23 protein-coding genes and 1 pseudogene are annotated in these 25,197 nt (G+C 52.6%); 10 read left to right on the top strand and 14 right to left on the bottom strand.

Annotated elements, in window-relative coordinates; genetic code table 11:
• Positions 1-315: 315 nt before the first annotated feature.
• On the bottom strand, positions 316-933 hold the full coding sequence (locus M5G20_RS18760; RefSeq protein WP_046819776.1) for a 3'-5' exonuclease: 618 nt from the start codon (positions 931-933) through the stop codon (positions 316-318).
• Positions 934-1,033: 100 nt separating this feature from the next.
• Positions 1,034-1,276, bottom strand: a complete 243-nt coding sequence (locus M5G20_RS18755; RefSeq protein WP_273920298.1) for a type II toxin-antitoxin system PrlF family antitoxin — start codon at positions 1,274-1,276, stop codon at positions 1,034-1,036.
• 179 nt (positions 1,277-1,455) lie between these two features.
• On the opposite strand from M5G20_RS18755, the gene M5G20_RS18750 reads away from it, so the two are divergent.
• The 3 genes from M5G20_RS18750 to M5G20_RS18740 all read left to right on the top strand — a co-directional run bounded on the left by M5G20_RS18750 (position 1,456) and on the right by M5G20_RS18740 (position 2,524).
• Positions 1,456-1,686 carry an AbrB/MazE/SpoVT family DNA-binding domain-containing protein gene (locus M5G20_RS18750; RefSeq protein ID WP_046819775.1) on the top strand — a complete coding sequence of 77 codons (231 nt, stop codon included), beginning with the start codon at positions 1,456-1,458 and terminating at the stop codon, positions 1,684-1,686.
• Between the two features lie 120 nt (positions 1,687-1,806).
• On the top strand, positions 1,807-2,241 hold the full coding sequence (locus M5G20_RS18745) for a hypothetical protein (protein WP_046819774.1): 435 nt from the start codon (positions 1,807-1,809) through the stop codon (positions 2,239-2,241).
• A gap of 52 nt (positions 2,242-2,293) precedes the next feature.
• The gene (locus M5G20_RS18740; RefSeq protein ID WP_152670451.1) at positions 2,294-2,524 is read left to right on the top strand and encodes a hypothetical protein; all 231 of its coding nucleotides are present in this window, start codon (positions 2,294-2,296) and stop codon (positions 2,522-2,524) included.
• Positions 2,525-2,651: 127 nt separating this feature from the next.
• Here M5G20_RS18740 and M5G20_RS18735 read toward each other — a convergent pair.
• Together M5G20_RS18735 and M5G20_RS18730 are read right to left on the bottom strand one after the other, a co-directional pair.
• Positions 2,652-2,789: pseudogene (locus M5G20_RS18735) on the bottom strand (endonuclease); the annotation flags it as partial.
• 5 nt (positions 2,790-2,794) lie between these two features.
• Positions 2,795-3,235, bottom strand: coding sequence for a DUF7693 family protein (locus M5G20_RS18730; protein WP_235431892.1), 441 nt, complete (start codon positions 3,233-3,235; stop codon positions 2,795-2,797).
• Here M5G20_RS18730 and M5G20_RS18725 point away from each other — a divergent pair.
• Both M5G20_RS18725 and M5G20_RS18720 read left to right on the top strand, forming a co-directional pair.
• Positions 3,216-5,402, top strand: coding sequence for an AAA family ATPase (locus M5G20_RS18725; RefSeq protein ID WP_046819773.1), 2,187 nt, complete (start codon positions 3,216-3,218; stop codon positions 5,400-5,402). The two genes, M5G20_RS18730 and M5G20_RS18725, sit on opposite strands and share 20 nt — an antisense overlap.
• Positions 5,399-7,390: a UvrD-helicase domain-containing protein gene (locus M5G20_RS18720; RefSeq protein ID WP_046819772.1), complete on the top strand. Its 1,992-nt coding sequence runs from the start codon at positions 5,399-5,401 to the stop codon at positions 7,388-7,390. Before M5G20_RS18725 ends, M5G20_RS18720 begins: the two co-directional genes overlap by 4 nt.
• 48 nt (positions 7,391-7,438) lie before the next feature.
• Here the strand turns inward: M5G20_RS18720 and M5G20_RS18715 are convergent, their stop codons facing one another.
• Positions 7,439-8,077, bottom strand: a complete 639-nt coding sequence (locus M5G20_RS18715) for a hypothetical protein (RefSeq protein ID WP_046819771.1) — start codon at positions 8,075-8,077, stop codon at positions 7,439-7,441.
• Entirely contained in the window at positions 8,070-8,942 is an 873-nt protein-coding gene (locus M5G20_RS18710; RefSeq protein WP_152670450.1) for a hypothetical protein, read from the bottom strand. The genes M5G20_RS18715 and M5G20_RS18710 overlap by 8 nt, the downstream gene beginning before the upstream one ends.
• A 642-nt stretch (positions 8,943-9,584) precedes the next feature.
• Here M5G20_RS18710 and M5G20_RS18705 point away from each other — a divergent pair.
• From M5G20_RS18705 to M5G20_RS18690, 4 genes are all read left to right on the top strand, one after another.
• The gene (locus M5G20_RS18705) at positions 9,585-9,755 is read left to right on the top strand and encodes a hypothetical protein (protein ID WP_160309965.1); all 171 of its coding nucleotides are present in this window, start codon (positions 9,585-9,587) and stop codon (positions 9,753-9,755) included.
• A 56-nt stretch (positions 9,756-9,811) separates the two neighbouring features.
• Positions 9,812-12,070: a hypothetical protein gene (locus tag M5G20_RS18700; RefSeq protein ID WP_046819768.1), complete on the top strand. Its 2,259-nt coding sequence runs from the start codon at positions 9,812-9,814 to the stop codon at positions 12,068-12,070.
• Positions 12,071-12,175: 105 nt separating this feature from the next.
• Positions 12,176-12,853 carry a DNA adenine methylase gene (locus M5G20_RS18695; protein WP_046819767.1) on the top strand — a complete coding sequence of 226 codons (678 nt, stop codon included), beginning with the start codon at positions 12,176-12,178 and terminating at the stop codon, positions 12,851-12,853.
• Positions 12,853-13,623: an 8-oxoguanine DNA glycosylase gene (locus tag M5G20_RS18690; protein WP_046819766.1), complete on the top strand. Its 771-nt coding sequence runs from the start codon at positions 12,853-12,855 to the stop codon at positions 13,621-13,623. The genes M5G20_RS18695 and M5G20_RS18690 overlap by 1 nt, the downstream gene beginning before the upstream one ends.
• On the opposite strand, the gene M5G20_RS18685 is transcribed toward M5G20_RS18690, so the two are convergent.
• From M5G20_RS18685 to M5G20_RS18670, 4 genes are all read right to left on the bottom strand, one after another.
• Positions 13,620-14,303 carry a hypothetical protein gene (locus M5G20_RS18685; protein ID WP_046819765.1) on the bottom strand — a complete coding sequence of 228 codons (684 nt, stop codon included), beginning with the start codon at positions 14,301-14,303 and terminating at the stop codon, positions 13,620-13,622. The two genes, M5G20_RS18690 and M5G20_RS18685, sit on opposite strands and share 4 nt — an antisense overlap.
• Complete coding sequence (locus M5G20_RS18680) at positions 14,281-14,886, bottom strand: 7-cyano-7-deazaguanine synthase (protein WP_046819764.1); 606 nt, start codon at positions 14,884-14,886, stop codon at positions 14,281-14,283. Before M5G20_RS18680 ends, M5G20_RS18685 begins: the two co-directional genes overlap by 23 nt.
• A complete protein-coding gene (locus M5G20_RS18675; RefSeq protein ID WP_235431884.1) occupies positions 14,883-15,980 on the bottom strand; it encodes a PfkB family carbohydrate kinase in 1,098 nt (365 codons plus the stop codon). The genes M5G20_RS18680 and M5G20_RS18675 overlap by 4 nt, the downstream gene beginning before the upstream one ends.
• Positions 15,981-16,096: 116 nt before the next feature.
• Positions 16,097-16,438, bottom strand: a complete 342-nt coding sequence (locus M5G20_RS18670) for a hypothetical protein (protein ID WP_046819762.1) — start codon at positions 16,436-16,438, stop codon at positions 16,097-16,099.
• A gap of 230 nt (positions 16,439-16,668) precedes the next feature.
• Between M5G20_RS18670 and M5G20_RS18665 the strand changes: the two genes are divergently transcribed.
• On the top strand, positions 16,669-18,552 hold the full coding sequence (locus tag M5G20_RS18665) for an AAA family ATPase (RefSeq protein WP_046819761.1): 1,884 nt from the start codon (positions 16,669-16,671) through the stop codon (positions 18,550-18,552).
• 264 nt (positions 18,553-18,816) lie between these two features.
• Here M5G20_RS18665 and M5G20_RS18660 read toward each other — a convergent pair whose 3' ends face one another.
• The 4 genes from M5G20_RS18660 to M5G20_RS18645 are packed head-to-tail and all read right to left on the bottom strand — an operon-like array spanning position 18,817 to position 25,185.
• A complete protein-coding gene (locus tag M5G20_RS18660) occupies positions 18,817-19,332 on the bottom strand; it encodes a hypothetical protein (RefSeq protein ID WP_046819760.1) in 516 nt (171 codons plus the stop codon).
• The gene (locus M5G20_RS18655; RefSeq protein WP_046819759.1) at positions 19,329-21,470 is read right to left on the bottom strand and encodes a hypothetical protein; all 2,142 of its coding nucleotides are present in this window, start codon (positions 21,468-21,470) and stop codon (positions 19,329-19,331) included. Before M5G20_RS18655 ends, M5G20_RS18660 begins: the two co-directional genes overlap by 4 nt.
• Positions 21,467-23,896 (bottom strand): tyrosine-type recombinase/integrase, encoded by a 2,430-nt coding sequence (locus M5G20_RS18650; protein ID WP_046819758.1) that lies wholly within the window; start codon positions 23,894-23,896, stop codon positions 21,467-21,469. Before M5G20_RS18650 ends, M5G20_RS18655 begins: the two co-directional genes overlap by 4 nt.
• Entirely contained in the window at positions 23,893-25,185 is a 1,293-nt protein-coding gene (locus M5G20_RS18645; protein WP_235431883.1) for a tyrosine-type recombinase/integrase, read from the bottom strand. The genes M5G20_RS18650 and M5G20_RS18645 overlap by 4 nt, the downstream gene beginning before the upstream one ends.
• Positions 25,186-25,197 lie beyond the last annotated feature (12 nt).

The following is a 25,197-nucleotide window of genomic DNA, read 5'->3' as shown; positions in this document are numbered from 1 at the left end:
GTGCCTGGGATGTACGGAAGGTAACGTCGAAAAAATTCCGATATTTTTGCGTATTTAAACCGGATTAGGCCGAACCAATTCAGCCCTTCGTGGTTCTGTGATCGATACACTCGTTGAACAGCGTATCCGTGAGATGGTGGAACAGCCCGCGCATGAGCCAGGGCACCATTCACACGATCGGAGTCGTGCATTTGCTCGGGAGTCAGACCTTCTCAACCGCTTAGGTAGTTACGATGCGGGGCACGTCAGCTATGTCGTAAGCAGCACCTAGGCTGATTGTTAATGGCGCTCCTTCGGGCAGCGCCCGGATTAAAGTCAGGCGAGCATCTCAATAACGATGGTCGCGACATTTCGAGCATCGTCAATGCCTCGGTGATAGGTACCCTGCCAAACCAACCCCATCCACTCTACAATTTGCTTGAGCCCTTTCGGCTGATTGTCGTACAGACCTTTGTGCCACTTCCTTGCGTTGAAGTGCTGTAGGCCTTCGAGCAGGGAACGGCACGCGGCAAAGCCAGCATCGCGCTCAAGCTGTCTTGCATCGTAGTCACCCCATGACGCCCAAGCCGCGTTTGGATAACGCGCAGTGAACGTTCGTAACTCTTCGCCAACCTCTCGATAGGTTCGGGCACCATCCACGTCGGGTTGTTGTATGGACGTAAGCTTTTTGCAGAACTCGGTCAGGGTAGGATTTATCTGAGGCCTGACGAAGCGCTGGAATTCGTCGACGATTTCAAGTGACTCCAAATCAATCACCACCAGGCCAATCTCAATTGTTTCCATCTGCTCGGGGGCGACTGTGAGCGAACGTGGCGGCTCAGATTTCTCAATCTCATCGCAGGTTGCCTCAAGGTCTACGCAATACAGATAGCGGTATGGCGCGAGGAGGTTTTGGATAGCTTGGAGATGAAGGAGTTTTGCTTCGATGCTCATGGCATGGGAAACCTTACTTGGAGTTTGTACAGGTTACGAGCCATCCAGCTCTCGCTCCATCCTGACTGCAGGCGCCGTCCATTGCGCCAGTGCCGAGCATTCATTCATCATCCGCTGAGAGCGGAGAGTTGATGTCAACATCGATACAGCCGATCAAAGAATCGAGGCGAACCTGGAGAGTTGAATCGAGGGCGATCAGCTTCCCAGGGTTACCCAGGATGTCGTCCTCTAACAGCGTCAGAAACTCGCAAAGCTCCTGGTCATTTTTTGAAGCGTCTGTGCCATCCGTCTCACTGCGAGAAAGGATCGTGGATACGGATGAAGCAGGATTTGAGTCGTTCATGGAACTGACATTATCCGCGCTTGAAGCGCTTGTCATGCGCCGAGTGTGGATTTCGAAAGAAGCTCCTTTGGTTGTCGCTTCTTCGGGCCAAAGCCCGGCTCGCCCCCATGTCTTGATGTTAAGTGGCCTACCGCACAGCTCGGCTATCATGCAGGTGCTCAATCGCTTAGGTATCCCTCATGGCTACAGCCACCTTGAACGCTAAAGGCCAAATCACCATCCCTGTCCTGGTACGAACTACTCTTGGCCTGCGACCAGGGGATGAAATCGAATTCGTCGACCTCGAGAATGGTCAGTTCGCCATAGTGTCTGTGAGTTACTCCGTTAAGCGACTAAGGGGCATGATTCGCAAGCCGAAGGTCAACGTGAGCATTGATGACATGAACCCAGTTTTTGCACTGAAGGAGTAAATGCTCAACTGGGATTCTCAGATGAGCTTCAGCTGTAGATATGTTAATCCGACAGAAAACTGGTTGAAGTTCCCAAACGGGCTCGTTATGTTGGATGCGTGTCAATAAATGAGAATCCGTATGGACGATCAACTATCAACAGTACGACCTCCGGCCGAAGCCTATGAGGTTGATGCCGTCATCGAAGAACTGAGGGCTGAATTTGACAGACTTGAGCGCGAAAGTGTTCAGGCTGATACTCATGCAGTTCGACGGGCTAAGGCTGCGCTTGACGCTCTTGATCTCGCTGAGGGCTTGCACGATCACAGGATGATCAGCAGCAGCCTCGACCGTGCGTTCTTGGCACTGGAAGCGATTGACCATGCCTTCGATGCCTTTGGCCCATCGTCCGTATTATCCCGCCAGTACAAATACTGGATCGGCGTTTTAGCGTTTTGCCTTGCCGCCCTGGCTAAGCTCAAAGCCCTCCTTGCTCGCTCTCTACGAGCAACTCTGCGCGTTCCACTCTTCATGGACGGCCCAGAACTCAGCGGATACAAGCACCGCCTTCGTTAATCCCCCTTCGAAAAATTTCCACCTTCTCTTTTTTTCGATTGGGATCGTTCCTATGACCTCAGAAAACCATCGTGGCTGTACCGCTTGCTCCGAAAAGGGCGAGCTGAAATGTGTTTGTGTGCCTGTAACTCAAGTCTCCGACAACACATCGTCAGTAAATAAACTCTCTCCAGAATCAACTCGTATCGTTACCAGCGAGCGCTTCTGGTTTGACCGGATACTTGATCTGCTGAAGATTGGTATAGGTTTGGCTAACCTGATCTTGGGGCTCAGCAAAAACTAAAACTCCAGCCACACGCTCGCAGCGAGTCAGCGGTGCTCCCAAGGGCCATGACTTAGATGGATCAGGGTAATCGGTACGAATTGGAAACGGCCTCGGTTTTGCGAGGCCGACTTTCAACAGGCAACAACTACTTGTAGTTGCCTGCCTTTCGATATCCAGCAGCCTGGGCCTCGGAATCTGAGGTGAAGGTGATCTGATTTTTTTCAGACACTTGACCATACCCAAGGCTCCCCGTCGAGAGGCGATAGACCTGGCTTTTCCGGTTACAGTTCAGAGCGCGGCGAGCAAACGTTCGAGCTGGTCGCACTCCCATGCACTCACTAGGTCGACAGGATCAGGCCCGTCGCGTTGCCAGAGTTCAAGTGTCCCGACTCGGCCATCTGGCGACCTGCAGTACTCGCAGTAGTCTAGGGTGTCACAGTCATTGAAGAGGGTGAGTCGCCAGCCATCTATCTCCACCGGCATGAGGCCGTGGTAGATCTCATTCCATGACTGGATGGTGCTTCGCGTCATGGTGCGTTTGCCCAGCGCGACGACCGCCAGCAGCTGGCTGACCTCGAGGGCCAAGAGATGGTGAGTTCCAAGCGCGCGTTCGGAAATTAGACCTTCTGTATTGAGAGATGCATTAGCTCTATCCGGTAGTATTGGCTGAACGTCGTACCCAGAATCCGTTTGTGACAGGAAAACATGGATGTATTTGTCAGCACTCAAGGTTCAGAACTTCCGGCAGTTTGGCCCCGACTCTCAGGGTTTGTTCATCGAGTTCAACAGAGGCGTCACCGCCCTTGTGGGTGAGAACGACGCAGGTAAGTCCTCCGTCATCGATGCGCTCAGATTAGTGCTCCAGACCCGGGACGGTGATTACGTGCGCTTGCAGCCAGAAGATTTCCACGTTTCTGGGGAAGGATCGCAAGCGCATCAGATCACGATTGTTGCGAAGTTCTCCGATCTGTCGGTTGCGGATCAGGGTGCGCTTTCAGAGTACGTCACCTTTATCGGCGAGCAGGCTGTCGTTTACGTCCATTGGACAGCTCGTCGACTCAATGACGATACGCTCGCGCGGCGCTGGGTTGATATCGCGGTGCGTAGTGGCCATAACGGTGGGGGCCCCAGCCTGGACGTCAATGTTAGGCAGTTGCTCGCAGCAGCGTATCTGAGACCGCTTCGTGATGCACAGCGTGAAATGTCGTCCGGTCGCGGTTCTCGCCTGTCGCAGGTGCTGAAGAATTTTCCCGACATTAAGAATGGTAGTGACTTTACCAGTGAGCGATCGCAAGAGGATCTAGATCCTGCCTCTCTGAGCCTTGCGGGCCTCGCGGAGTACCTCCGGCACCTGGTCAACTCGCACGAAGGGGTGAGAAAGGCCCAGAACTCCGTCAACAACGATTACCTGTCTCACCTGGGTCTTGAGGGAGATGAGCTGCATGGCCGGATCAATTTCGTAGAAGGCGGGTCGGAGTCGGCACGCCTGCGGCAGATCCTTGAACGTCTTGAGCTCAGTTTACTCGATCAGGACTCTGGTGAAACTCGGGGAGCCTACGGGCTCGGTTCCAACAACCTGCTGTTCATGGCCTGTGAGCTACTACTCTTGGGTCGCGAGCCTGATGGGCTTCCCTTGCTGCTCATCGAAGAACCTGAAGCTCACCTGCATCCGCAGAGGCAGCTGCGCCTAATGGAGTTTTTGAGCGCTGCTGCGGGCCCTGATTACACCCCATCGGTGACAGCTGAAGGCTTGGGAGCGCCGAACATCCCTTACGGGGCCGATACTCCTGAGCAGCACAACTTTCCGATAGCGGCAGTACCCCCCTCAGACGCGCCCGTTCTCGTTGCAAAGGAATCTCAAACCGCTGATCCTCAAATAGCTGATCCGGTGCCTGCAAATTCGGCACGCTCTGTGCAGGTCATTTTGACGACCCACAGCCCCAACCTTAGCTCCAAGATCGCCCTGGACAACCTGGTACTGATGCATCGCCATAAGGCCTACTCTCTGGGCAAGCAGCACACAAAGCTCGATGCTGGTGACTACCGGTTTCTGGCCCGGTTTCTGGACGTTACCAAGGCGAACCTTTTTTTTGCACGAGGAGTGCTCGTCGTGGAGGGGGATGGTGAAGCAATCCTGCTACCGGCAATCGCCAAGATCCTGGGCAAGGATTTCACCAAACACGGTGTATCAGTGGTGAACGTGGGCAGCACGGGCTTGGGTCGGTATTCCCGCATCCTACAGAGGGCGAACCCGGATAAAGGGACATTGCATCTGCCGGTTGCCTGCTTGGCGGACATGGACGTGATGCCGAACTGCGCCCCAGTCATCCTCGGGCATGTGGACGATGACGATGATCCAAGATGGACAGGTAAATTCCGTCGCTGGAAGGCGGTCAGGCATTATGGTAATGACGAGCAAAGTCAAATGGCCGGCCTGGCCGAACGACGTCAGAAACTCAGGGTCAACGACGGGCAGAATGTTCAAACCTTCGTTGCCGATCATTGGACGCTTGAGTATGACCTCGCGTTTGCGGGGCTTGCACAGCAGGTTCTGATCGCCGCCCGGCTTGCTGAAAATGATGATGCTCTCAACGAGGAGCGAGAGACGCCTACGAAGGTTATTCATGATGCCTGCGATGAGTTCCAGGCACTAACTGAGTCAAGTGAGTCCCACGAGCATCTGTGTTCACACATCTACGCCCTGTTCCACCAGAAGAAGGCATCCAAGGCGATCACAGCGCAGTATTTGGTGGACTTGCTTGAGGGCCGTCTCGGTTACAAGGCGCTTCCCCTTGAGCAAATTCAGGAAGCGCTGCCAATTTACATAACCGAGGCGATTACCTATGTAACCTCCCGGTTGGAAACGGTTCTGGAACAGGCGGAGGATCCTCGGTGATCGCGTTTCGGGATCTGGTGCCCGAGATCACGGGTGAAGACATCGACTGGGTTGTCGAGCTCATGGGGCTCAAGGAGCTTAATGCGCCTCGGCTGAACTTTCTGAGGTCGCGCGAGACGTTGGATGTGTCTGCGTGTCCCGGCAGTGGCAAGACGACTCTGGTGGTCGCCAAGCTGGCGATTCTCGCACGCAAATGGACAAGCAGAACCCGAGGGATCTGCGTGCTATCGCACACCAATGTCGCACGTCATGAGATTGAAAATCGCCTGGGCGACACAGAGGTGGGAAGGCGCCTGTTGAGCTATCCCCATTACATCGACACGATCCATGGGTTTGTCTGCCGATTTCTTGCCACACCGTGGCTGCTTTCCGCCGGGCACCGATTCACAGCCATCGATGATGAGCTGACACATCGGATGCGCTTCAGCTGCATGACTTATCAGGACAGGTCGAAGATCAAGTCACTGTTTGAGTTCAATAAGTTCAGTCCTGAGAAGTTGAGACTGACCAGCACTGACTTCACCGATCCGCTCAAAGGCAACAAGTTTCCGGCAGGGGAGGAGGCTCCCACCTATAGGATCATGGCCTTAGCCATGGGAGAGGCAGCCAAGCGTGGATACTTCTGCTATGACGAGATCTTCGTCCTGGGTAAGGCTCAACTGGCAGAACGACCAGGCGTCGCTCAAGGGCTCATGCATCGCTTTCCCTGTGTAATTGTCGATGAGATGCAGGACACTTCGGCTATGCAGAACAAGTACCTGAGCACGATTTTCCCCAGGGACAATCCAGGCATATGCGTGACTCGGGTGGGTGATCCTAACCAGGCGATCTTTGATTCTGATGTTCACTCCAAGGGTAGCGATTTTCCAGATACGGCCCGCTCGGTTGATATCGCAAGCAGCTTTCGCTTCGACGCATCCATCGCATCACTCGCAGATCCATTTGCCTTCTACCCAGTCGAGGACAGGCTTCGTGGGCTACGCAGGAGGGAGAGCAATTTCCAGGCACCTCACACGATATTCGTCTTTCCGGATGGCGACTGTAGCGGAGTGCTTAATGCCTACGGTCGGCTTGTCCTGGATCACCTTCCTCGCGCGCTTCTGCAGAAAGCACTGATCACTGCGTTGGGCTATACGCATAAGGACATCAATCCTGAGGATAAAGACGCTACGCATTATCCAAAGACCGTTGGGCATTACTGGGAGTCGTATGATCGCAACGCTGGCCGTTCTAGCTATAGGCCTTCGACCCTTGTGGAACGGGTGCGCCTAGCCCGTCGTCACCTTGCTAAGGGTGATACAGCGCATCACGGAGTAGAGGAGATAGCGCGCGCATTGCTCCACCTTGTGAACCTGTCGAACACTTCCACAAAGATCAAGGTGGGGGCCCGACAGCACGTTCAGGTTCAGCAACTCTTCACCGACCCGAAAGATCTGGAGCAATATCAGCAACTGATAGTTGAGGTTCTCTTCAAGTCGGACTTCATCAGCCAAGGCCGTTGGCTGACTCTGTCCCAGCGTTTTTGCAACCTCGCTTTGGCGCTCTCTGGCCTCAGCGCGCGATCCGACACGACTCGGGAATACTTGGCCTGGGTGGACGAGAGCCAAGAGATTGTTCGGGAGGGAGGGGCCGCGCTGGCAGTGAATACTTACCGGAGTATTCATGATCACGGGACGGTCGACATCAAGCTCGGCTCCATCCACTCAAACAAGGGGCAGACGCACACCGCGACGCTGGTGTTGGAAACCTTCCGTCACGAGCCGTTTCTCGGCAGCTTGGTGCCATGGATGGTGGGTGAGTGTTGCCATGGGCGCAAAAAGCTTGGTGTTCGTATTACCCAGCGGCTTCTTGCGATGTATGTGGCAATGACTCGACCGACGCACTTGATTTGCCTGGCTATTAGCAAGCGCTCGTTGGGAGAGGATGCGCTATTCGAGGAGAATTGCCGAAAGCTGATTGACCAAGGCTGGACGGTTCAGCATTTATGAAAGCGATGATGCTTATGCGGCGGTGATCTCCGCTCGCAGGCATGGGGATTATAGGTAATCCAGGAAAATCGCCCCGTCATGCTCTGTGCGGACGAACGAAAGCTCATCTGGGTAACCATCGACTCCAATCAGCTTAACTACCCCCTCTGCACGATCATGCATGCAAACCAGGGTGCATGTAGCGACGTCTGGGTCAACGACGGCTTCATGAAGGGTGTAGCGCTCGATACGGTAAGACTCACCGACTCGTAGACAGCGCCGTTCAGTTTCACTCACAGCCTCTCTCACATTCGTTTTGCGTAGGGTGTTCGCCGTTCGACGAACGTAACGATCCCCTTTGTAGATCACTTCGTACACAGGATGACCTGATGTCGTACCTGCATCTAGCAGAGTGCTGGCGTACTGAATGTTCGTCAGTTTGCCGGCAAGAATGCGACTACTCACATGGGTATCGTGCAGATGGATGCCAGCGGGCATTCCACTGATTTGGCGGTGGCTGCTGGGCCAAAGGTGCAGGCGCCACTCTTCGTCGTCCGAGCGGTTCAACAACATGACGTAGAACCCGTGCGGATGCTTGAGGCAATGAGGCTTGGTCTCAATGATCCAGGCTCTTAGTGCTTCCTTTATGTTGGACGTCGATGTGGTGCCCAGTTGCTCCCGGTTAAGGAAGGGCAGGTTACTAGGCATAAGGAGAACGACCGCCTACCGCTTGCTCAGCCGCAGTTATCACCGTCGCTGGAATAGTGCCAAGTCCGAACATCGTTTGAAGCACTTCGGTGGGCGCAACGTTGGTGGGAACGTCAACGTTGGAAGCTTCTGTGCGAATCAGTCCTAGCTCATGAGCGTATGCCGCATAGTCACGGTGAGAGCGATGATACCTGTAGGCAAAATCTTTCGGATCTTCGCGCGTGACGATGAGCTCTTGAGACGAGCCTTCAATTCGGAACGTAGACAAGCGCTTGCTCAAATACAGCTGTACGTTGAGCAACAGTGGATACTCATTCTTGGCGCGTGCGATAGCGAGGATGGTTGCCAAAACCTCAGACTGGACGTACTCAACGCTCCACAGGGGGCCGTCGAACGTAGCGCTTCGCCGGAACCGGGCATACTGCTCACAAATGGCTTCGTCCCTGAAGTCCAGCAGGATAGCGTCGACGCGAATTGGTTGCCTGTGTTTTTTGGCTTGCTCAAGGAGTCTGGGAAGTGTCTTAGCACGAAAGTGTCGACCTGTTCGTACGCTGATTTGATAGTCAACCGAATCGGCGACGATCCTCTCAAGGTTCTGCGAAATATCTTGAGGCAGGACGACTGCTGCTTTCTGCACCTCGTTCGGATCGACAAAAAATGAGATGTAGAGCGTCGAAAGAATGGCGAATGCACCACTTGCAACGACCGAGTTTAAAAAGCTGTTGAAGGTCTCCATCGACGGAGATTGCTCAGGGCGATTGGCGATCCACAGAGTGGCCAAAAAGCAAAGAAGTAACAGGCCACCGCTGGCCAGCAGAAAGCTTCTGCGTTGATGAGCAGAGCTGAAAATCCCTGAGAGCGACACGCTGGTTACCTTCTGACATCCGTTTCGATGGCGAATTTTGCTCGGCGTAGTGGCTCAATGCAAGCACGCACGGCTTTTCGCATCGATTTACGCTCGCTTGAGCATTGAATTGGAGGCAAATCTCAAAGCCTCAGCTAGGCTCACAGCAAAGAGATTTTGATCATCGAATCGCGAAAGAAGAAAGTGAAACTGATTGGGGAATGGATGCGTGAAGCGAACCGGAAAGCGTGTGACGTGTCACAAAGACCTATCGCTTAACGTAATTCCTTTGTGCCATACTTAATCCATACCGTAATTTCGTCGTTGGATCTCGCTCTTTAGCTGCTGTCCTAAGCAGCATTGAGATCCGAATCAACACGACGCAAAGCCAGAGGCTAAATGCTTCTGAGATCCGTACCAAACGCCGCAAGGTACCTGCATGAGCAGAGCCTTGGTTTGATGAACGTTAACGAAAACGTTGTGTCGAAGCAGTGAAGGATGCCATCCGTCGGCAAGGTTTTGAGGAAGCTGACGACCGGGCAAGCGGATTCGTATAATCCGCCCCCTTCGAGAATCATCGTAAGTGGCACCCGCGTCACCCTCGTCAGTGACTACCGTAGCAAGACCGTTACCACTAGGAATGTGGGAAAAAGGGGACAGAGAATGAGCGTTGAGCTTTTGTATGATAAGGCCAGGAAACACATGGGCGCGACGGAAGAGGAACGCCTACGTAAGGCGCGAGCCCGTACGTTCGTGATGACCAAAATTCTTGCCAAGCAGGCCAAAGCCCAAACCGTGACCGATGAGATGTTGGCTCGTACCTGCAGTCTCTGACTTTTTTCCGTCCTAAAAGCAGCCCTCCGTGGCTGCTTTTTTTTGCGCATAGAACAATGACCCCATACCTTGTCACGGAATTTCAGGCCGAAACACTCAGTGCCCTGATTCGCGAATGCTTTGGCTACGAATACCTGCAGATCTTCGATAAAGAGCAGGTGAAGTACCTCTACAACTATCTTTGCTCTCTCGGCGCCAAGTCTATTCTGCTTGAGCCTAGGTACACCGATCGAGATTTCCTCGAAGACTACTCACGCTACTACTTGAAGCGCTTCCGCAACGATGGTCAGGTCTGTGGGCGTCTACACTTCTTCAGCTGTAAACTTGACCATAAGTCGCTCGATGGCATGATGATCGACAGCGCCCGACAAGACCTCAGCCGTGCCTGGTTGCAAGACAACTACCTGGGTTTTGTCGTGATCAAGCCACTCGAAAAGACCTTCATCGGGAAAACGTGTCTACGCATCGCGGGTGATCGAGGTACCGGGCCGGGTACCAAAAAGAAGATTGCCAAGCGGTACGACGTCAATCTATTTGGCATCAAGCTGCATGTGAATTCGATCGCTTTCCAAGAGCAGGACAAGGTTGTTTCCGCCTGCGCGACCACTGCGATTTGGGCCGCCTTGCACGCGCTTCCAGGTCGGGATGTGAAAAACGTACCATCGTGCAGTGAGATCACCACGGCTGCCCTGAATTTTGTGGACGGCTCTCACAACGGCTTTCCAAACAAGCACCTCACTCATAAACAGATTCAGCGATCACTCGACGTTCAGGGCCTTCGTTACCACTCAACAACAATCACGACGGAAACCCAAAAGTGGTTCCACAGCTATGCCTCTACGCATGTCGACAGTGACTTGCCGATTATCCTAGCCGGTGTTGTTTACGGCCCGGAAAACTCCACGGCTGCTGACAAGCAGATCCAGGAGGCTGATGCGTTGGAGGCGTTGGAGGAGATTGAAGGCCTCGATGAAGCCGCTCGCGAAGAGCTGAAAAACGAGATGAAAACCTCCACCGGTCAGCCGGTGTGCTTGAAAGGTGGTCATGCTGTAACGCTGGTGGGATACGACTTCCGAGACGGAAAAGAGTGGCTTTACGTCCACGACGATCGTCTCGGCCCTTACGCTCGCGCGAAGATTGCGCCTGCTGAAGAGTTCATCAAGGCACAAGCAGACATTGGATCTGTAGCGTCTGACGAGGTAAGGGAGTTACTCAGTAATCGCTGGGCCTTGGAGTTCAGTCAGTGGGACGAAAAGAAACAGACCTGGCTGCCGCCGCACGAAATATTGGTACCAGATCTCGGTATCGTCCCGGCTGACAAAAAGGCCCGTCTCGACTTCAAATACGCGCATGGCACTGCGGCAATCCTTCTAAACGAGCTAGAACGTTGGATGGAGGGGATTTGCCAGAACTCCTCGCTCAAGCTAGAGAAGTGCTCGCACACTATAAAGCTCGTATCCATCTCGCAGATTCGGGACGAGATAACAGGTCGACCGATTGGTTATGCCGAAGGGGACAAGCTCGAAGCTGGCGACGAGTCACCTGTTGCTAACGCCGCAGCCATTGAACGCTGGAATGCTCATAAGTTGAGCTTCCTCACTACCCCTATGGCTCGCCTGCAGTGGAGCATTGACCTCTATTGGGGGGAGCGAAAGGTATTGAAGGTTTTGCTCGATGCCACTGATACGCCTTTGGGCGACGCGGTATCTGCCATTTATGAGCACGACTTGTTGTTCGCTGATCTGTTCCTTAGATGGTTCAGGGATCAGAAGGCGAATGCTCAGTACGTCGATGTCGAGCACTTTTATAGCTCGTTCTTGAAGGTTTTGGCCAAGCGAGACCAAGACTACGCCAATTACCTGAACACGACCTATGGAAAGCTACGCGCTCCGAAGCGCTTGGAAAAAAGTGAGATCACCGCTGAGGGTAAAGGTGCAAACCATACCGCTATTGAGCGGTTCGATCCGTTGGCTAAGGAACGAACCCTTGTGCGGCGATTCCCTCAGGTCATCATAAATCCGAAGACCAAAAACCTGATTTGGGCGATCGGAAAAGACGGCAGCTTGTTCATCGCTGAGGACTTGAAAGATCCAAAGCGGGGTCACCCAAGCATGACCGGCTTGCAAGCGGCCCGCATCGCTGGGGAAATGTGGTGGCGACCCAAGGGTAAAAAGAAAGGCGTTTGGGGCGTTAATCACGGCTCCGGGCGCTACAGCTTTGACTACGTAAATCCGCAGGGCTTCCTGAATAATGCAATCACCAAGATTGCATCATTCTTTCCAGAAGATAAATTCGTGGAAGAGAAAATTCCGTGAAGCTGTCAGTGGGCGCTCCTTGGAGCGCCCCAATCGAATGCCCTCAGACCGTAATCGCTCAAACCCTCCATTGACATCATCGTCACATCTGACGATGATGGGCGTATGAAATATCCAGGCGGAAAAGGCAAGTGCTACCAGCGCTTGATCAACCTGATGCCTCCGCATCAGACCTACATTGAGACGCACTTAGGTGCGGGCGCTGTCTTGCGTCATAAGAAACCTGCCGCCCGAAACATCGGCGTGGACGTAGATCCCGCCGTTCACGGCGCCTGGGTTGATCACCAGGTTGAACGCCTTGAGCTCATCCAGGGTGATGCTTCGAGCTACCTGAGCAGCTTTTCATACGACGGTGGCGAGTTGATCTATGCTGATCCTCCGTATCTCACGCAGACTCGTCGTCGCGCCAAGATCTACCGTTACGAATATGATCAGGGCCAGCATGAACAGCTGCTTACTACGCTGCGCAACGTGCCATGCAAGGTGATGATTTCCGGCTATGACAGTGCCCTGTACAACGACATGCTCCAAGGGTGGAGGAAGGTGACGTTTATGGCGAAGACGCACACGGATGTCAGGGAGGAATGCGTCTGGATGAACTACGCTGCCCCAGAAGAGCTTCACGACAGTCGTTACTTAGGCGACACGTTCCGCGAGCGGCAGACCATTGCCCGGCGCCAATCCCGGCTCCGTGACCGTGTCACTGCGATGGATCCGGTTGAACGCAGCGACTTCCTGCACTGGATCACGCAAACCTATGGCTCCTTACAGGAGGCCCGGTAATGCAGAACGGTGTTGTGTTCGTAGACTCCAAGATCTACAGCCGCGATTTCCCTGATGCTATGAGCGAAGTGCTCCCTGGTATTTCATGGGGCTTGATCGAGGCGTTCCCGACCCCGGCGTACTGGGCCTATCAGGTCTGGGCAAACGAGCAAGAGCCTGAACCGCTCAACTATAAACTCGGCGCCACCCTGGCGGAAGAGGTCGGGGCATGCCTGCTTGGTGGCCATGGCATTCCAGCGAACGTCGGGCTGGCGGCTTTCGCCCACCTGAGAAACCTCGGTGCCTTTGGAGCTGAAGTACCCACTGAGGAGCAGCTCCAAGAGTGGCTGACCATTCCGATGAAAATCGGTAGCCGCTCAGTACGCTACCGCTTCGCCAAACAGAAGGCGCGTTACCTTCACGCGGCGCTTGCAGCCTTGGCAGAAGGGGGCATACCACTTCATTCTGGTCGCGCGCTTCGGGACTACCTGTTGGAGCTGCCTGGCATTGGCTACAAGACCGCTTCGTGGATTGCCCGCAATTGGCTTGATGCTGATGACGTCGCCATCCTGGACATTCACATCCTGCGCGCGGGCGCGCTGGCTGGCTTTTTCTCGCCTGGTCTCACCGTGGAACGTCACTACCTGCAGCTGGAAGCTGAGTTTCTTGCGCTGAGCAAAGCGATTGACGTTCGGCCATCCAAGCTCGACGCGCTTATGTGGTACCAGATGATGTCTGCCCCTACCGTAGTCCACGGTCTGCTGAACCAGACTGGTTTGAAAGCCGCTTAGCGCCTCAACGTCGGCCCACCAACGAGTGCGATACCGACGCCAGAGAGCACACCGGCAGGCGCGAGACAACCAGCCCACGGTTCCCCCGTAACCCCCAGCGGGCAAAACGAATAGTCTAAGGCTTCAGCAATCACGGCCATGACCGCCAAGAGTGCTCCAGCGTCTCGCCAGATCAGGCTTTCGCCGTTCTGGTATTTGGCACAGGTCTTACCGGGCTCAGCCACCAGGAGCAACCGCGTTGCCTGCACTGCAGGCAGGGCTTCATGGCACTGCTCTTCCAAGCCAGCGAAGGCTTCAGCTGATCCCGGTAACTCGACAAGACCGTGCCGACGACTATCGTATCGGCTCCAGTTCGACGCACCCGGCAGGTGAACCAAAATATGGATGGGGTGCATGGCGCCGGCAGATGGCGTTGGTCGCAATTCTAGGTCGAAGCCATAGTCCGACTCGGCAATGGCCTGCGTTCGTGCACAGCGCCACAGCAACTGACCCAGTTGGCCTTCACTCAAGGCAGTGAACGTTCGCCTGGTGCGCCTATGGTCGAGTAGGTTGAAGATGCCTTTGTCGCCGACATCCTCTATCTCGGGCAGCGCATGGAATGTTCCATCAGGCCAAGTGAAGGGCTGATAATAGCGAGGTTCAGCTCTTACCGTCGGTCTACCGAGGTTGATCCATTCCATGTTCGATCTCGTGCCAAACTTCGAAGTACTTGTTGCAGCCTCTGCAGTTACCGCACGGCACGCTCGATTTGTGGCAGCTGTGAGCCCAGGCCAGGATGGAAGAGGGCACGCCAGCAGTTCTTACCAAATCGGTGGTGCTCAACTCGATCGCAGGCGCCTCAACGGTCATCTCACCCTCCTGGATGACCATCAGCTGATTGATGGCAGCGATAAACTCCGGAGTGCCATCGCGGTGGGAACCATCGGATTTTACGGTACCCAGGTAGAGCTTGTTCACGCCGAGGCTGATGGCTTTCATAGCCGCTAGGGTGACGAGCATCTGGTTTCGGTATGGCCACCAGTCACTGGCAGGCGCATGGGCATCAGCCTTACCTCCGGCCATGTCGCCGGAGCCGACCGATCGGCAGTCGATGGAAATGACATGGTGCTCAATCTGGAGCTGCTCGCAGATGGCTTTTGAGGCGCAGATCTCAGCCTGAGCGGCGAGTTGCCCATAGTTCAGCGTGATGCCGATTTCAGGGCGCAGCCACCAGGCCACCGCGAGTGAATCCATACCGCCTGACAAAAGAAGGGCGCGCTTCATAGGTCAGCTGCCTTCCATGCCGTTTGGTAAATTGCGGTGACGAAGTCCTTGGTCAGTGTGCAGCCGGAGCCGGCCATCATCTTCTGATCCTCTTCCGACTCATTCTCTACGTACATGATGACAGGCTTCTTAAGTGCGCGCGCGTAGCCGATCTCATAGATCGTCCCGGCGTCGAGGCCATCCCCGATCGCGAGCATAAGGTCGCACTCGTGGATCGCATCGATATCTTTCTGCACGACTTCATCCGCAGGCCCGTGGCCAACGTCATGGACAGGGGAAAATACGTTCAACCCCATTTCCAAAAGCCGGGCGCGGGCTTCCTCAACAAGCCAGAGCTGTGCCAGCGAGAAGAAGGGGCCGGCGAGGTAGACCAAGGGAGGCCTACCTGTTCTGGATTTGTTCGGCAGGCTGGCGGCGGCAGGGTGATAGGTCTCCAGTTCCGCTTTGGAGGCAAAGCCCTTCGTCTCGCAATAATAAGCCGTGGCGCGTGAGGCCTGCATGGCGGCCTTGAGCGGCGTAAGTCCCTCTTCGAGCCAGAAGTGCGCGAAGCTCGCGACGAACACATCGCCTGAACCGATCTTCCATACCTGCGACGTCACGAAGGAGGGGATGTGGTGCGATTGGCCGTCATGGAACAGCAGGGCGCCGGCAGGGCCCATCTTGATGATGACGATCTCGGCGTTCTGCGACTTCGATAGTGCTCGCGCCAAATCGGCTGCGCTCAACTCATCACTGCCATGCAGTGCTTCGGCTTCACTTCTGTTCAGGACAAGCGCAAGCCGCTCGGCCTTGGAGCCATTCTTGTGAAAGGGGACAGGGTGCCGAGAGCTCTGTGGGTCGTAAACGGCATTACGGGCATCGACGACGCAGTCACCTTCGAGCAGTCCGAAGCGAACCACATTTTCGGCAGTGATTTGAAGGGTCGTCGAAGAGGTCTCTGGTACCGGCTGGATCGACGGCTTGGCGAGTCCATGGGTATACCGGAAATTCAGGCTCTGACTAATAGTATGGGATGCGACACCAAAGCCTTCCAGCACCGCTCTTTGGCGAAGAATCGCCTCCGCCGTGCAATCCGCGTATGTATCCAGGGCCACGTGCCCGCCTAGGCGCGCTATCGCCGTGGCAGCTCGACCGCCTGAGCCAAACAGCTCTTGCCATATGGGACACATGCACTGCTCGTAATACACACCGCCAGTCAGTCTGATCAAAATCACTCCTCCTTGATCGGCGAGATTTTGATGGAGATCTGAGCACCCATTTTTGCCGTAACTATTGCTGAATAGTTCGTACCACTTTGGATGCAGGCGATCAGTCGAATAACCTTGGGAGATGCAATGCCGCCGGCAATATGCCTGTTCCAAAATGCGCAGGCGACGACGTTGCCGTCGATTTCACTAAGGCCAATTCCAAGCGTATCCCCAATTTCGATCTCGCTCACGACCTCGGGCTTTGGAGAAGCAAGCTGGGTCTGCAGGTACAGCGTATCGCAGGCGGTCTCGGTTGGAGCACCGGCTGTGTAATCTCTAAAAAGCCTTCCGTCAGAACCTGACATTACGTTCCCCATCTTCCCTATGTGAACCAACGCAACAATGGCCTGGCGTCAAATCTAGGCCAGTTGACAGCGGTCGACTTGATGCTAGAGTGCCAGCACTCTACCCCTGTCGGATCCAATTTGCCAATAGGCCGCATCAGATCGGCAGGGCACTATTCACAGGTTCATATCGGCCAGATTTAGCCCTTGGCTGTGCTCCGATTCGTGCCAACACAAGGTCGTGTGCGCTGATGTCGAAAATCCTCGATTTTGAGATAAAAAATTACAAAGGGATTGTTAGTACACGAGTTGAGCTGGCAGGACGATTGGACAACCCAGTCGTCACACTCATTGGACTAAATGAAAGTGGCAAAACCACGATATTGGAAGCCATCTCGCAATTTGTGAGCAGCGACCGCTCAGTTTCAAGGCTCTACTTCTTCAGTCCAGAAAACAAAGATCAGTTCACCTTCATCCCCGCTAGCAAGAAAGGCGCTTTTACTGGCACCGTATCGATCGCTGCGACCGTTGAGCTTGAAGCGCATGATCTGGAGTCGATCAGGGCCTTGGTGGGTCGTGCTGGATTGGAAGTAGACACCGAGGCACTAGCAAAGCCCTTCAAGATCGCAAGGGAGTTCAGTTTTGAAAACAGCGAGCCAAAATCCAGGATTGCTAGCCTAGGGTTCGATTTCAGGGTAAGGCCGGTTGGAGAAGGCGAATTTGAGGTTTACGCCCAACCCGACGACGAATACGAAAACCTATGGAAGCGAACTGCTGATTTGATTGAGGCGTCGATACCTAAGGTCGCGTATTTCCCGACGTTTTTGATCAATGTGCCTGAGCAGATTTCGCTCGCATCCAATGATCATGAGGGGTACGAGAAGAGGCATTATCGGGAGATTGTCGAGCGCATCATAAAATTCGCTGGCTACGATGTTGACCGGGATGTGAGCAGACCAATCGAGGCGTATCGGGCGGCTAACGGTGCTGATTGGTATGAGAAATTTCAGCGAAGCGCAGCAAAAGGCCAGATTGATAATGTCTTTCAACAGGTCTCTAACGCGCTTTCTGCTGAAGTGATTGGCGGTTGGCGGCGCGTTCTTTCACGCAATGCCACAGCAAAACGGGTCGACCTAAAGTGGACAGTCGGCGGCGTTGATAACCCCACTGCAGTCGTGTCGTTTGTCGTGAGTAACCGCGATACGACTTACAAGATCGCCGAGCGATCGATTGGCTTCAGATGGTTCTTCACATTTTTGCTGCTCACGGGCTTCAAGCTTGAACGTGAAAACCAGCATAAAATCTACGTCTTTGACGAGCCTGCTGCAAACCTGCATTCCCGCGCGCAGGCAGAGCTACTGGGTTACTTCGAGAAGATGGCGGCCAGCGGCGATAAGATCATCTACTCAACCCATAGCCACCACATGGTGAACCCGAAGTGGCTGTCTGGGGCTTACATCATCGAGAACCGTCCGGCAGGTCAAGGTGATGATGAGGACTATGATCTCGACTTCACACCTGCTGAAGTGAACGCGATCAAGTACAAGCAATACTTGAACTCCTTCCCTACCCGTACACACTATTTCCAACCAGTGGTTGACCGACTGCAGTATGTCGTACCTGAAATCGTAGGGACTTCACCTTGCGTGATCTTGGAAGGGATCTCGGACTACTATGCACTCAAAGCAGCAGCATTACGGAGTGGAGGCAAGCTGGGGTTCAACCTGATTCCAGCTGTCGGCTCAAGCGCGTCAGGTAATCTGATCAGCTTGCTCATGGGGCGCGGCGAGCAATTCATCGTTTTGCTCGACGATGATAAGGAAGGGCGCAAAGCCCGAGATCGCTACAGACAAAAATGGATCTTGTCCGATCAAGTCGTCATCACCTTGTCTGACATTGATGCCTCGTTCGACGGAATGGCGCTCGAAGCACTGGTGGGCCAAGACAGCCTAGAGGTGGCTCAGCGCAGCCTGGGTTTGGAGTCGACACCAAGCAAGGATCACTACGGGCTGATACTAGCGGAGCATTACTACAGGGCGGATACGTCGGTAGAGATATTCTCCCCCCAGGGATTAGAGAACCTTCACACAGTGCTGACATTCCTGAAGAAGCGCATCTCTACGCTGGCATCTTAGAGCGCGTAGCCAGGCAACAAGAGCCGATTATCAATCGGCTTCATCGCTTAGCCCGTGGATTACCAACCTCGTTCTATATCCGGCAACCTTTCTTAGTGGCTACCCATACTGGGTATTAGCCAGCAGCTTTTTCTGGTTTGACTCTCAGATTTACATTGAGGATTTTGTCAAACTGGGGAGAAAGGCTAGCATCAGTTCCCGGCGCTGGAACGATTCCCCGGCTCGATTCCATTTGAAGGCTGGGGAGTGTATAGAGTTGCGAAATCATTGACTTGAAGGCAGATTTCGCTTCAGGAACGATAGTTCTTCTTCCTGCAAGGCGAGCACGTCCCGAAGCTTACTGATTTCATATGTTTGCTTGTTGATGGTTTCCAAGTGATCCCGTGATAACTTCATATAAAAGTCTCGGCTCGTTTCGGTTGTTTTGAGCCTCTTGCTCAGCGAGCTATTGCTATTTCGAGCGTCCTGCAGTTGCGTGAACCAATATATAACTTCAAGTCTACTGAGCTCCAACAATTCCTCTGGTGTTTTTTGCGTGGCCTTGGAAGTGACGTCATCTTTCTTCTGCTGAATGCGCTTTTGTTTGATTTCGATAAGTTTCTCTTGTGGCCACTTGCGATTGTAAATCGTGTTTCGATGTACTCCTGATAGCTTGGCCAGCGATGAAACGGACGCGGATAGTGATGAATCCCTTTCTAGTCTGCGCAGTGCTTCATTGAGTTGCTGCGTTATTGCCTCAAATAGTTCTTCGTTCTTTTCATTGTATGGAGCAGAACTCATACCATCAACTCCTCGCCCAACCCTTGCAGTACCGCCTTAGCCTCAGCGATTGCAGCCTTCATTTGAGCAATCGAGGTCGCAAATTCACCATAAATAAGCTGATCGATCGACTTGGCCTCTAACTCCAGCTTTCTGACGGCAATCGTATTTTGCACGTAGATCTCACGCCACTTGGGCGCATTGGCCTTTGTGACCACAGCGTTTTTACACCGATAGGGGTTGCACCGAAGCGAACCGATACAGGGGAGCGATGCGTCGAAGTCCTCGTTGGCATTGCCGTAGCAATAGCCTTGACCCACGTTGATGATCGCAAAATTGAGCTCTACCATCCGATCAAAGATTTCGTCTTTGGTGTAGCCTGCCTCAAGGTAGCCTTGAAAGTACTTCTTCAATCGCTCCCGATGGACTCCGGCATTTTCACCCACGTAGCCTCCATCGGGATCGCAGGCATTCATGACAAATTCTTTTTCGGCGTCGTGCCGAATAGCGTTTGCGACCTCGCGCCCCGTGTCAGAGGTGAGTGCTGAGCCGATGTTGCCATAGTCAATCGTGACGGCACTTACGCGATTTTGCCCAATGCCACTCACAATATTTCCAAAGTGTTTCAACTGATAGGAAATGAAAGGCAGCCCTACGGAAGCACGAAACATTTGATGCGCCAAGGAGTGCCGTAGGGTATAAGCGGAAACATCAAGTTTTTCAAGTTCTTCGATATCTAAGGTTTCTGATAGGAATGCCCACAATACGTGGTCGAAATTTCCGATCGAATTTGCATTTTCCTTTTGTTTAGGGGCCACAGTATTCATATTGGCTAGTAAGTATGGGTTCTGTTTGAATCGGTTTAGTATTTGCAGTGTCCTTACCGCATCCATGACAATCGGAATCGCTGCCCATTTGTCGCCAAAAAGTTTTCCATAGACTTCGCGATTTTTAAGAACCGTGCTCAGAATTAAATTGTGACCAAACTCATTTGTCATCAGGCATCCTTCCGCCATGATGCCTGAGAGTTCGGATGGCCTCATGCCAGTGTATTGAGCAATTATGTAATATGCACTGTTGCTGATGTGGGTGATGTACTGATAGAAGTCATCATCCATCTTTGCATTGGTGAGTTTGCATATGGCTTCCTTGTCCTTGAACATGCCATGTCTTTGGGGAGACCAGTATCTCGGGTCATTGTAATAAAGGAAAGATTCAATCTCTTTTCCTGAATACCCTCGAGAGGTAAGGCGAATGGCTACATAGATGTCAAAATTTTTCTTGGTTAGCTTTGCCTCTGCTGCAGCTTTGTAACCGCTAACCTTCAATCGCTTCAGTCCATCTTTATCATAGACTGGTTCTTTTAAAGCTTTCAAGAAATCTACAACTGCGTAAGTTGCTTTGCGTGAACATTTTTCGAAGATATGGTTGTCGAAATATTTTTGCTTTTCCCGGACTCTAGGGCTGATAATGCTGTTCTGTGGCCATTTCAGTGAAGACATTTCTATAAAAGGCAGAGGCTTTGCAAACAAGTTTTCGACCAAAAATGGTGAGCGTAGGAAAGTGAACCCTAAATTCGTAACGCCGCGAAAAGCTCGGTCATATACTTCTGCTTCTACAGCGTAGTCATTTTCACTGAAGTCAGCGAGGCTGTAGTACGTAAGCTCGAAGAACTCATCACCCTGTTCAAGACGTTTTCGCGCACACATTTTATCAATAAATGGGATGACTGATTTGAAAATGTCGATGATAGTATGCGGTTTGCAGATTTTAAGCTTTCTTCCAGTCCGAATCGCTCCCGGCATTTGAAGTGCGCAAGCGAACGCGATTTTTAACTCGAAGAGAATCGTCGAGTTAAGGCTCGTGTAGATCTCAAAATCAATCCTGGATTTTGCGCCCTGAATATTCCTCGCAAGCGGATGTGGTTCATCATTGAAGTCCCATGCCAAGTCCCTAATCATGCTGAGGTTACTCACGGGAAGATTCATTAGCGCATTGAAGATAGCAACAGGGTCGTAGTCAGGGCTGACCTCACTCTGACTGACTTGGCTATAGCTCCTATGGCCCGCAGCAAGCGCGTTTTGAGCACTGAGAAGGCGCAAAAACTGATCCCTAGCCGGCTTGATCTGGTAGATGAGGTTGTCGAGCGTAGGCGTCAAAGGGTCATTCCTTCTACTAGAGTACTCGTGAGGATGTGTTCAGATAGACGCTCGGCATGATCCAGTTGCTCGCTATCGAAGCCTTGGGCCGACGGCGTTAAGATTGAATCCAGGGTTTCCAGATTCTGCACGATGATGCGTCCATACGGCGTCTGCGCGACTGCACTGGTCTCCATCATTGCTCGATAATCTCTTCGCATAGCAAACAGGTCAGGCAGGTTGGATGCCGTGATAATGGAGTTGCGGCACGAAAGGCACTTGTTCAAAAGCGAGCAAGGGTTTCCTTCCTTATAAGCTGGCGAACTCCTAATTTCTGGAGGGGGATCATAGACATTTCGACACTCGACCAGCCCCGTCCTGATGGGGACTGCTGGAGAATTTCGTTCGTTTTGGATATCTATGTTGCTCGTGGGAATATCTACGTTGCTTGATTCGGCCAGCACATATTCCTTATGAATCTTTTGTAAGGCCTCATCGACTACCTTCTGTGCAGTTTTGCTGAATTCCAGCTGATCAAGGTATTTGATTGTGGTGTTGATGCTTCGATGGCCGAGAATCATTTGAATCTCACGCAGAGAAACGCCTTGGTCTACCAGTTCTGCGACTAAGCTAGGTCTTAACCTCGAAGCAGAAATTGCCAAATCATCACCATTGTCCTTCTTTAAGTTATGATCTTCAGCAAATCGACTCATTACTTGATTGATAATGTTGGATTTATCTATTGATTTGATCTCGCGATATTCGGAACCCTTCAACGATTCATAAATGAAAAGCTTATCCCTAACGGAAGGGGGGGCGCGGTCACGAATGTTGCGAGTTAAGTAGATCACATCATTGAATATTTTCTCGACTTGAACGCTCTGAGCCACGCTGAGCCAATTAACGTCAGCATTCATGAGGTCAAGATGATAGAGTTTTTCACCGCTTGATCGCTCCTTCCAGTAGCGCAGGTAGGGCCGTCTAGTGATTTCATGGCATTTGATGAAATCATCCACATCCAAAGATTTCAAAGAGTCGGCATTGAGCCCTGTTATTTGTGCCAACCGAATCACATAGGGAGCAAGTAGCCTAGAGGTATATTCATAAATGACGCCCCAGTTCTTATAAGTCTCGATGATGCCAGATTCTGAATAATCCAAGATTTTGCAAAAAGCTTTCTCGTAGAAGTTATTTTGGTCAGCAAATGCACGGCTAAGGCGTTGGCAGTTGAGTTTGTTTTCAAAAATCCATCTGGCATTTTCTAGTGTGCCAAGGCCGTTCTGAATATGACCTTTCGCATTGACGGGGTCGCAGCCGCCATTGAATCGCTTATAATTCGCTGCGAGTTGATTGGATTCCTGGATTTCTAACTCACAGGCATCTCTGATTCTATCTCGCTCCGTAGAGGAATAGGGGCGATACTCATCGGTTGCTCTGCTAGTTTTGAACCCTTGTATATCCACAAAGCTGCTGAAGCCGATACCTTTAGTCTTCAGCAAGCGCTTCATCAACTTGCGAGTACATGACACGACGACCTGAGCATAGTGCGATGAAATTGCCTCGATACTTAGTTGCTCAGTCAAGTAGTTCCGCAGTCGAGGCAAATAGTTTGGCGTAATGCACTCGAATGCATTCTCGCTACCGGTGTAGCCAACTTCTTTAAGGTGTTGACTAACAAATTTAAAGCCTTCCACGAAGTTAAGTTGTCCGGACGACGACATTGTAGTCATTGAGGCAGCAGCGAACATGTGGAAAATTTGAACGAACGGGCGCTGAGGGTCAACTGGTACTAGATCATCGACATGGGAGAGCGGAATAGATCTCAGCGTATTCAACTGCGTTTCCCAAGTATCTCCTCTTGGGAAAAGCTCTTTTTTTTCGTCAGCCTCAAGTTTTCGTTCAGCAACAGTTTTGTAATTGACGTTTACGACACCGCGCTTTTCTAGGTCTGACAAAATGTCGTCGAAGGTTTGCTCTACAAGTGGGATATTCAAACGTGCCCACTTGAGATTTCCCATCCCTGGTACATTTTGCAGGCATCTGCGTACTGATATGGTGTTTGCGACCACCGGAATGGCTTGCTTCTCGGTGTCAGTCATACTTTCGTACCAGCGCAGTAGCTTACGGCGCCACTCATTGGCGATAGAATTATGCCCAGGGATAATAATTCGCTCATCGATCATCCTTTGGATGACCGAGTTCAGGATTGCAAATCTCGTTTTATAGACACTATATGATGTCTTAAGTTCGGTTGCTAAGTAACTAGCTGCGATAGCCGGCTCGCCTTTTTGACTGAGTTGCACATCAAGCAGATTCAGCCGGCTGGATTTAATCTTTGTGGCCCACGAGTCGATCTCCTTCGTGATATCAGCTTGTGGGCGCCTCTCACGGTTTGCCGTTTTGGGGGTGGTCTCATAGAGTTCGTCTTCGGATGCTTCATGCTTCATTTTTTATCACCCGAGCGAATTCGCTTAGTAGTCCTTTCACGAAGTAGTTCCATCTCGCTAGCTTTGGTTTTTTCCAAGGAATTTGGATCGGCGAGCTTTTGATACATATCATGAGGAATCAGCGTGTAACCCTCAGATGTCGCCTCCCGGTTGTGCCCATATGACTTCATAAGCATAACGAGACGATCTACGTAATCATTGCCAAGGTCAGGGCTTTGAAGAATCGCGTATGCGCCGCCGTGGCGCAGCTTGTGCGGCGAGATGATCCGTCTGATCTTCCTCGCTTTCATAGCCCGCTTGGTGACGCGGTCAAAGAGCTTCTCGATGCTCTTGGTTTTGTAGGGCTCACCATGTGCGTTGAAGAACGCAGGCGTTTCTTCTGGAGTCGGGTATCGCTTAGCAAAGCGCCGGTAAAGAGGGGTCTTGTGATAGTCCTCAATGCGCTCCAGCGTCGTCCGGCTGACCAGCGTAGTCCGAGGCTTGATCTGATTCTTCCTCCCCTTGCTCCCTTTTATATTGAGCGGGCAGTACGCCGCCTTCAGCGGTCTTGCATGAGGCAATCCTGCAGTGATGAATTGGAGCTTCTGAAAGTCGAGCGCATCTCTCACAGCCTGCAGCGTAACTCGAGGAACTTCTGACTCCCGCATTCCGGTGTCGTATACCGCCTGGATCAGGCAACGCTCCCGCTCTGATTCAGCGTGCAGGATCAGCTGCTCCAGCTCATCCATGCTGCAGGGTTGAACGATACCAAGAGTGTTGGCTTTGCCAGTCCAGATCAGGCCTGTTTTGTAGGGATTGTCCTCACGCAGCGCCGGGCTCTCATCAAACTGCTTGCATAGATACGTTGTGAACAGGTGATGGTGGGCTGCGTCTCTTCCTTGAATCGTCTTGGGCGCGAGGCCTGCGGCGTTCATGCCTGCCAGGTAACTCTCAAGCCTACTTAGAGTGACACTTAACAGCGCTTCGTCTCGGTCACTGCTCTCAAACTCCACCTGGGTCTTCAGGTCATCCAGAAGGTACCCGATGCGGTACGCGTAGGACTTGGTGGTGGCATCAGCCAGCAAGTTGTTCCTGTAGTTTCGGCAGAGATAATCCGAGGTCAGGGGTTGGAGTTGCTCTCCACTCCCTATCAACACGCACCCGGTGACCTTCACTTCTAGTTGTTGAGCTTCGGGTTGGGACAGGAACTGCTCCCGGTACTCGCCTTGGGTCAGGACAGAATTTCTTAGGTCTAGGAGCTCTCCCTTGACTGCCACCATCTTCATCAGCGCATCACCTTCGGTTTCCATTTCAATCAGTTG

The sequence above is a fragment of the Pseudomonas sp. TNT2022 ID1044 genome (assembly GCF_028656895.1).
In the GTDB taxonomy this organism is placed as follows: domain Bacteria; phylum Pseudomonadota; class Gammaproteobacteria; order Pseudomonadales; family Pseudomonadaceae; genus Aquipseudomonas; species Aquipseudomonas reinekei.
The sequence above is the reverse complement of the archived record's forward strand: the minus strand, read 5'-3'. Positions and strand labels throughout refer to the sequence as shown.

Excerpts from the sequence above, each read along its gene's own strand:
- M5G20_RS18760 (WP_046819776.1), bottom strand. The coding sequence starts at position 933 with ATGAGCATCGAAGCAAAACTCCTTCATCTCCAAGCTATCCAAAACCTC.
- M5G20_RS18755 (WP_273920298.1), bottom strand. The coding sequence starts at position 1,276 with ATGAACGACTCAAATCCTGCTTCATCCGTATCCACGATCCTTTCTCGC.
- M5G20_RS18750 (WP_046819775.1), top strand. The coding sequence starts at position 1,456 with ATGGCTACAGCCACCTTGAACGCTAAAGGCCAAATCACCATCCCTGTC.
- M5G20_RS18745 (WP_046819774.1), top strand. The coding sequence starts at position 1,807 with ATGGACGATCAACTATCAACAGTACGACCTCCGGCCGAAGCCTATGAG.
- M5G20_RS18740 (WP_152670451.1), top strand. The coding sequence starts at position 2,294 with ATGACCTCAGAAAACCATCGTGGCTGTACCGCTTGCTCCGAAAAGGGC.
- M5G20_RS18725 (WP_046819773.1), top strand. The coding sequence starts at position 3,216 with ATGTATTTGTCAGCACTCAAGGTTCAGAACTTCCGGCAGTTTGGCCCC.
- M5G20_RS18715 (WP_046819771.1), bottom strand. The coding sequence starts at position 8,077 with ATGCCTAGTAACCTGCCCTTCCTTAACCGGGAGCAACTGGGCACCACA.
- M5G20_RS18705 (WP_160309965.1), top strand. The coding sequence starts at position 9,585 with ATGAGCGTTGAGCTTTTGTATGATAAGGCCAGGAAACACATGGGCGCG.
- M5G20_RS18700 (WP_046819768.1), top strand. The coding sequence starts at position 9,812 with ATGACCCCATACCTTGTCACGGAATTTCAGGCCGAAACACTCAGTGCC.
- M5G20_RS18695 (WP_046819767.1), top strand. The coding sequence starts at position 12,176 with ATGAAATATCCAGGCGGAAAAGGCAAGTGCTACCAGCGCTTGATCAAC.
- M5G20_RS18690 (WP_046819766.1), top strand. The coding sequence starts at position 12,853 with ATGCAGAACGGTGTTGTGTTCGTAGACTCCAAGATCTACAGCCGCGAT.
- M5G20_RS18685 (WP_046819765.1), bottom strand. The coding sequence starts at position 14,303 with ATGGAATGGATCAACCTCGGTAGACCGACGGTAAGAGCTGAACCTCGC.
- M5G20_RS18680 (WP_046819764.1), bottom strand. The coding sequence starts at position 14,886 with ATGAAGCGCGCCCTTCTTTTGTCAGGCGGTATGGATTCACTCGCGGTG.
- M5G20_RS18670 (WP_046819762.1), bottom strand. The coding sequence starts at position 16,438 with ATGTCAGGTTCTGACGGAAGGCTTTTTAGAGATTACACAGCCGGTGCT.
- M5G20_RS18665 (WP_046819761.1), top strand. The coding sequence starts at position 16,669 with ATGTCGAAAATCCTCGATTTTGAGATAAAAAATTACAAAGGGATTGTT.
- M5G20_RS18660 (WP_046819760.1), bottom strand. The coding sequence starts at position 19,332 with ATGAGTTCTGCTCCATACAATGAAAAGAACGAAGAACTATTTGAGGCA.
- M5G20_RS18650 (WP_046819758.1), bottom strand. The coding sequence starts at position 23,896 with ATGAAGCATGAAGCATCCGAAGACGAACTCTATGAGACCACCCCCAAA.
- M5G20_RS18645 (WP_235431883.1), bottom strand. The coding sequence starts at position 25,185 with ATGGAAACCGAAGGTGATGCGCTGATGAAGATGGTGGCAGTCAAGGGA.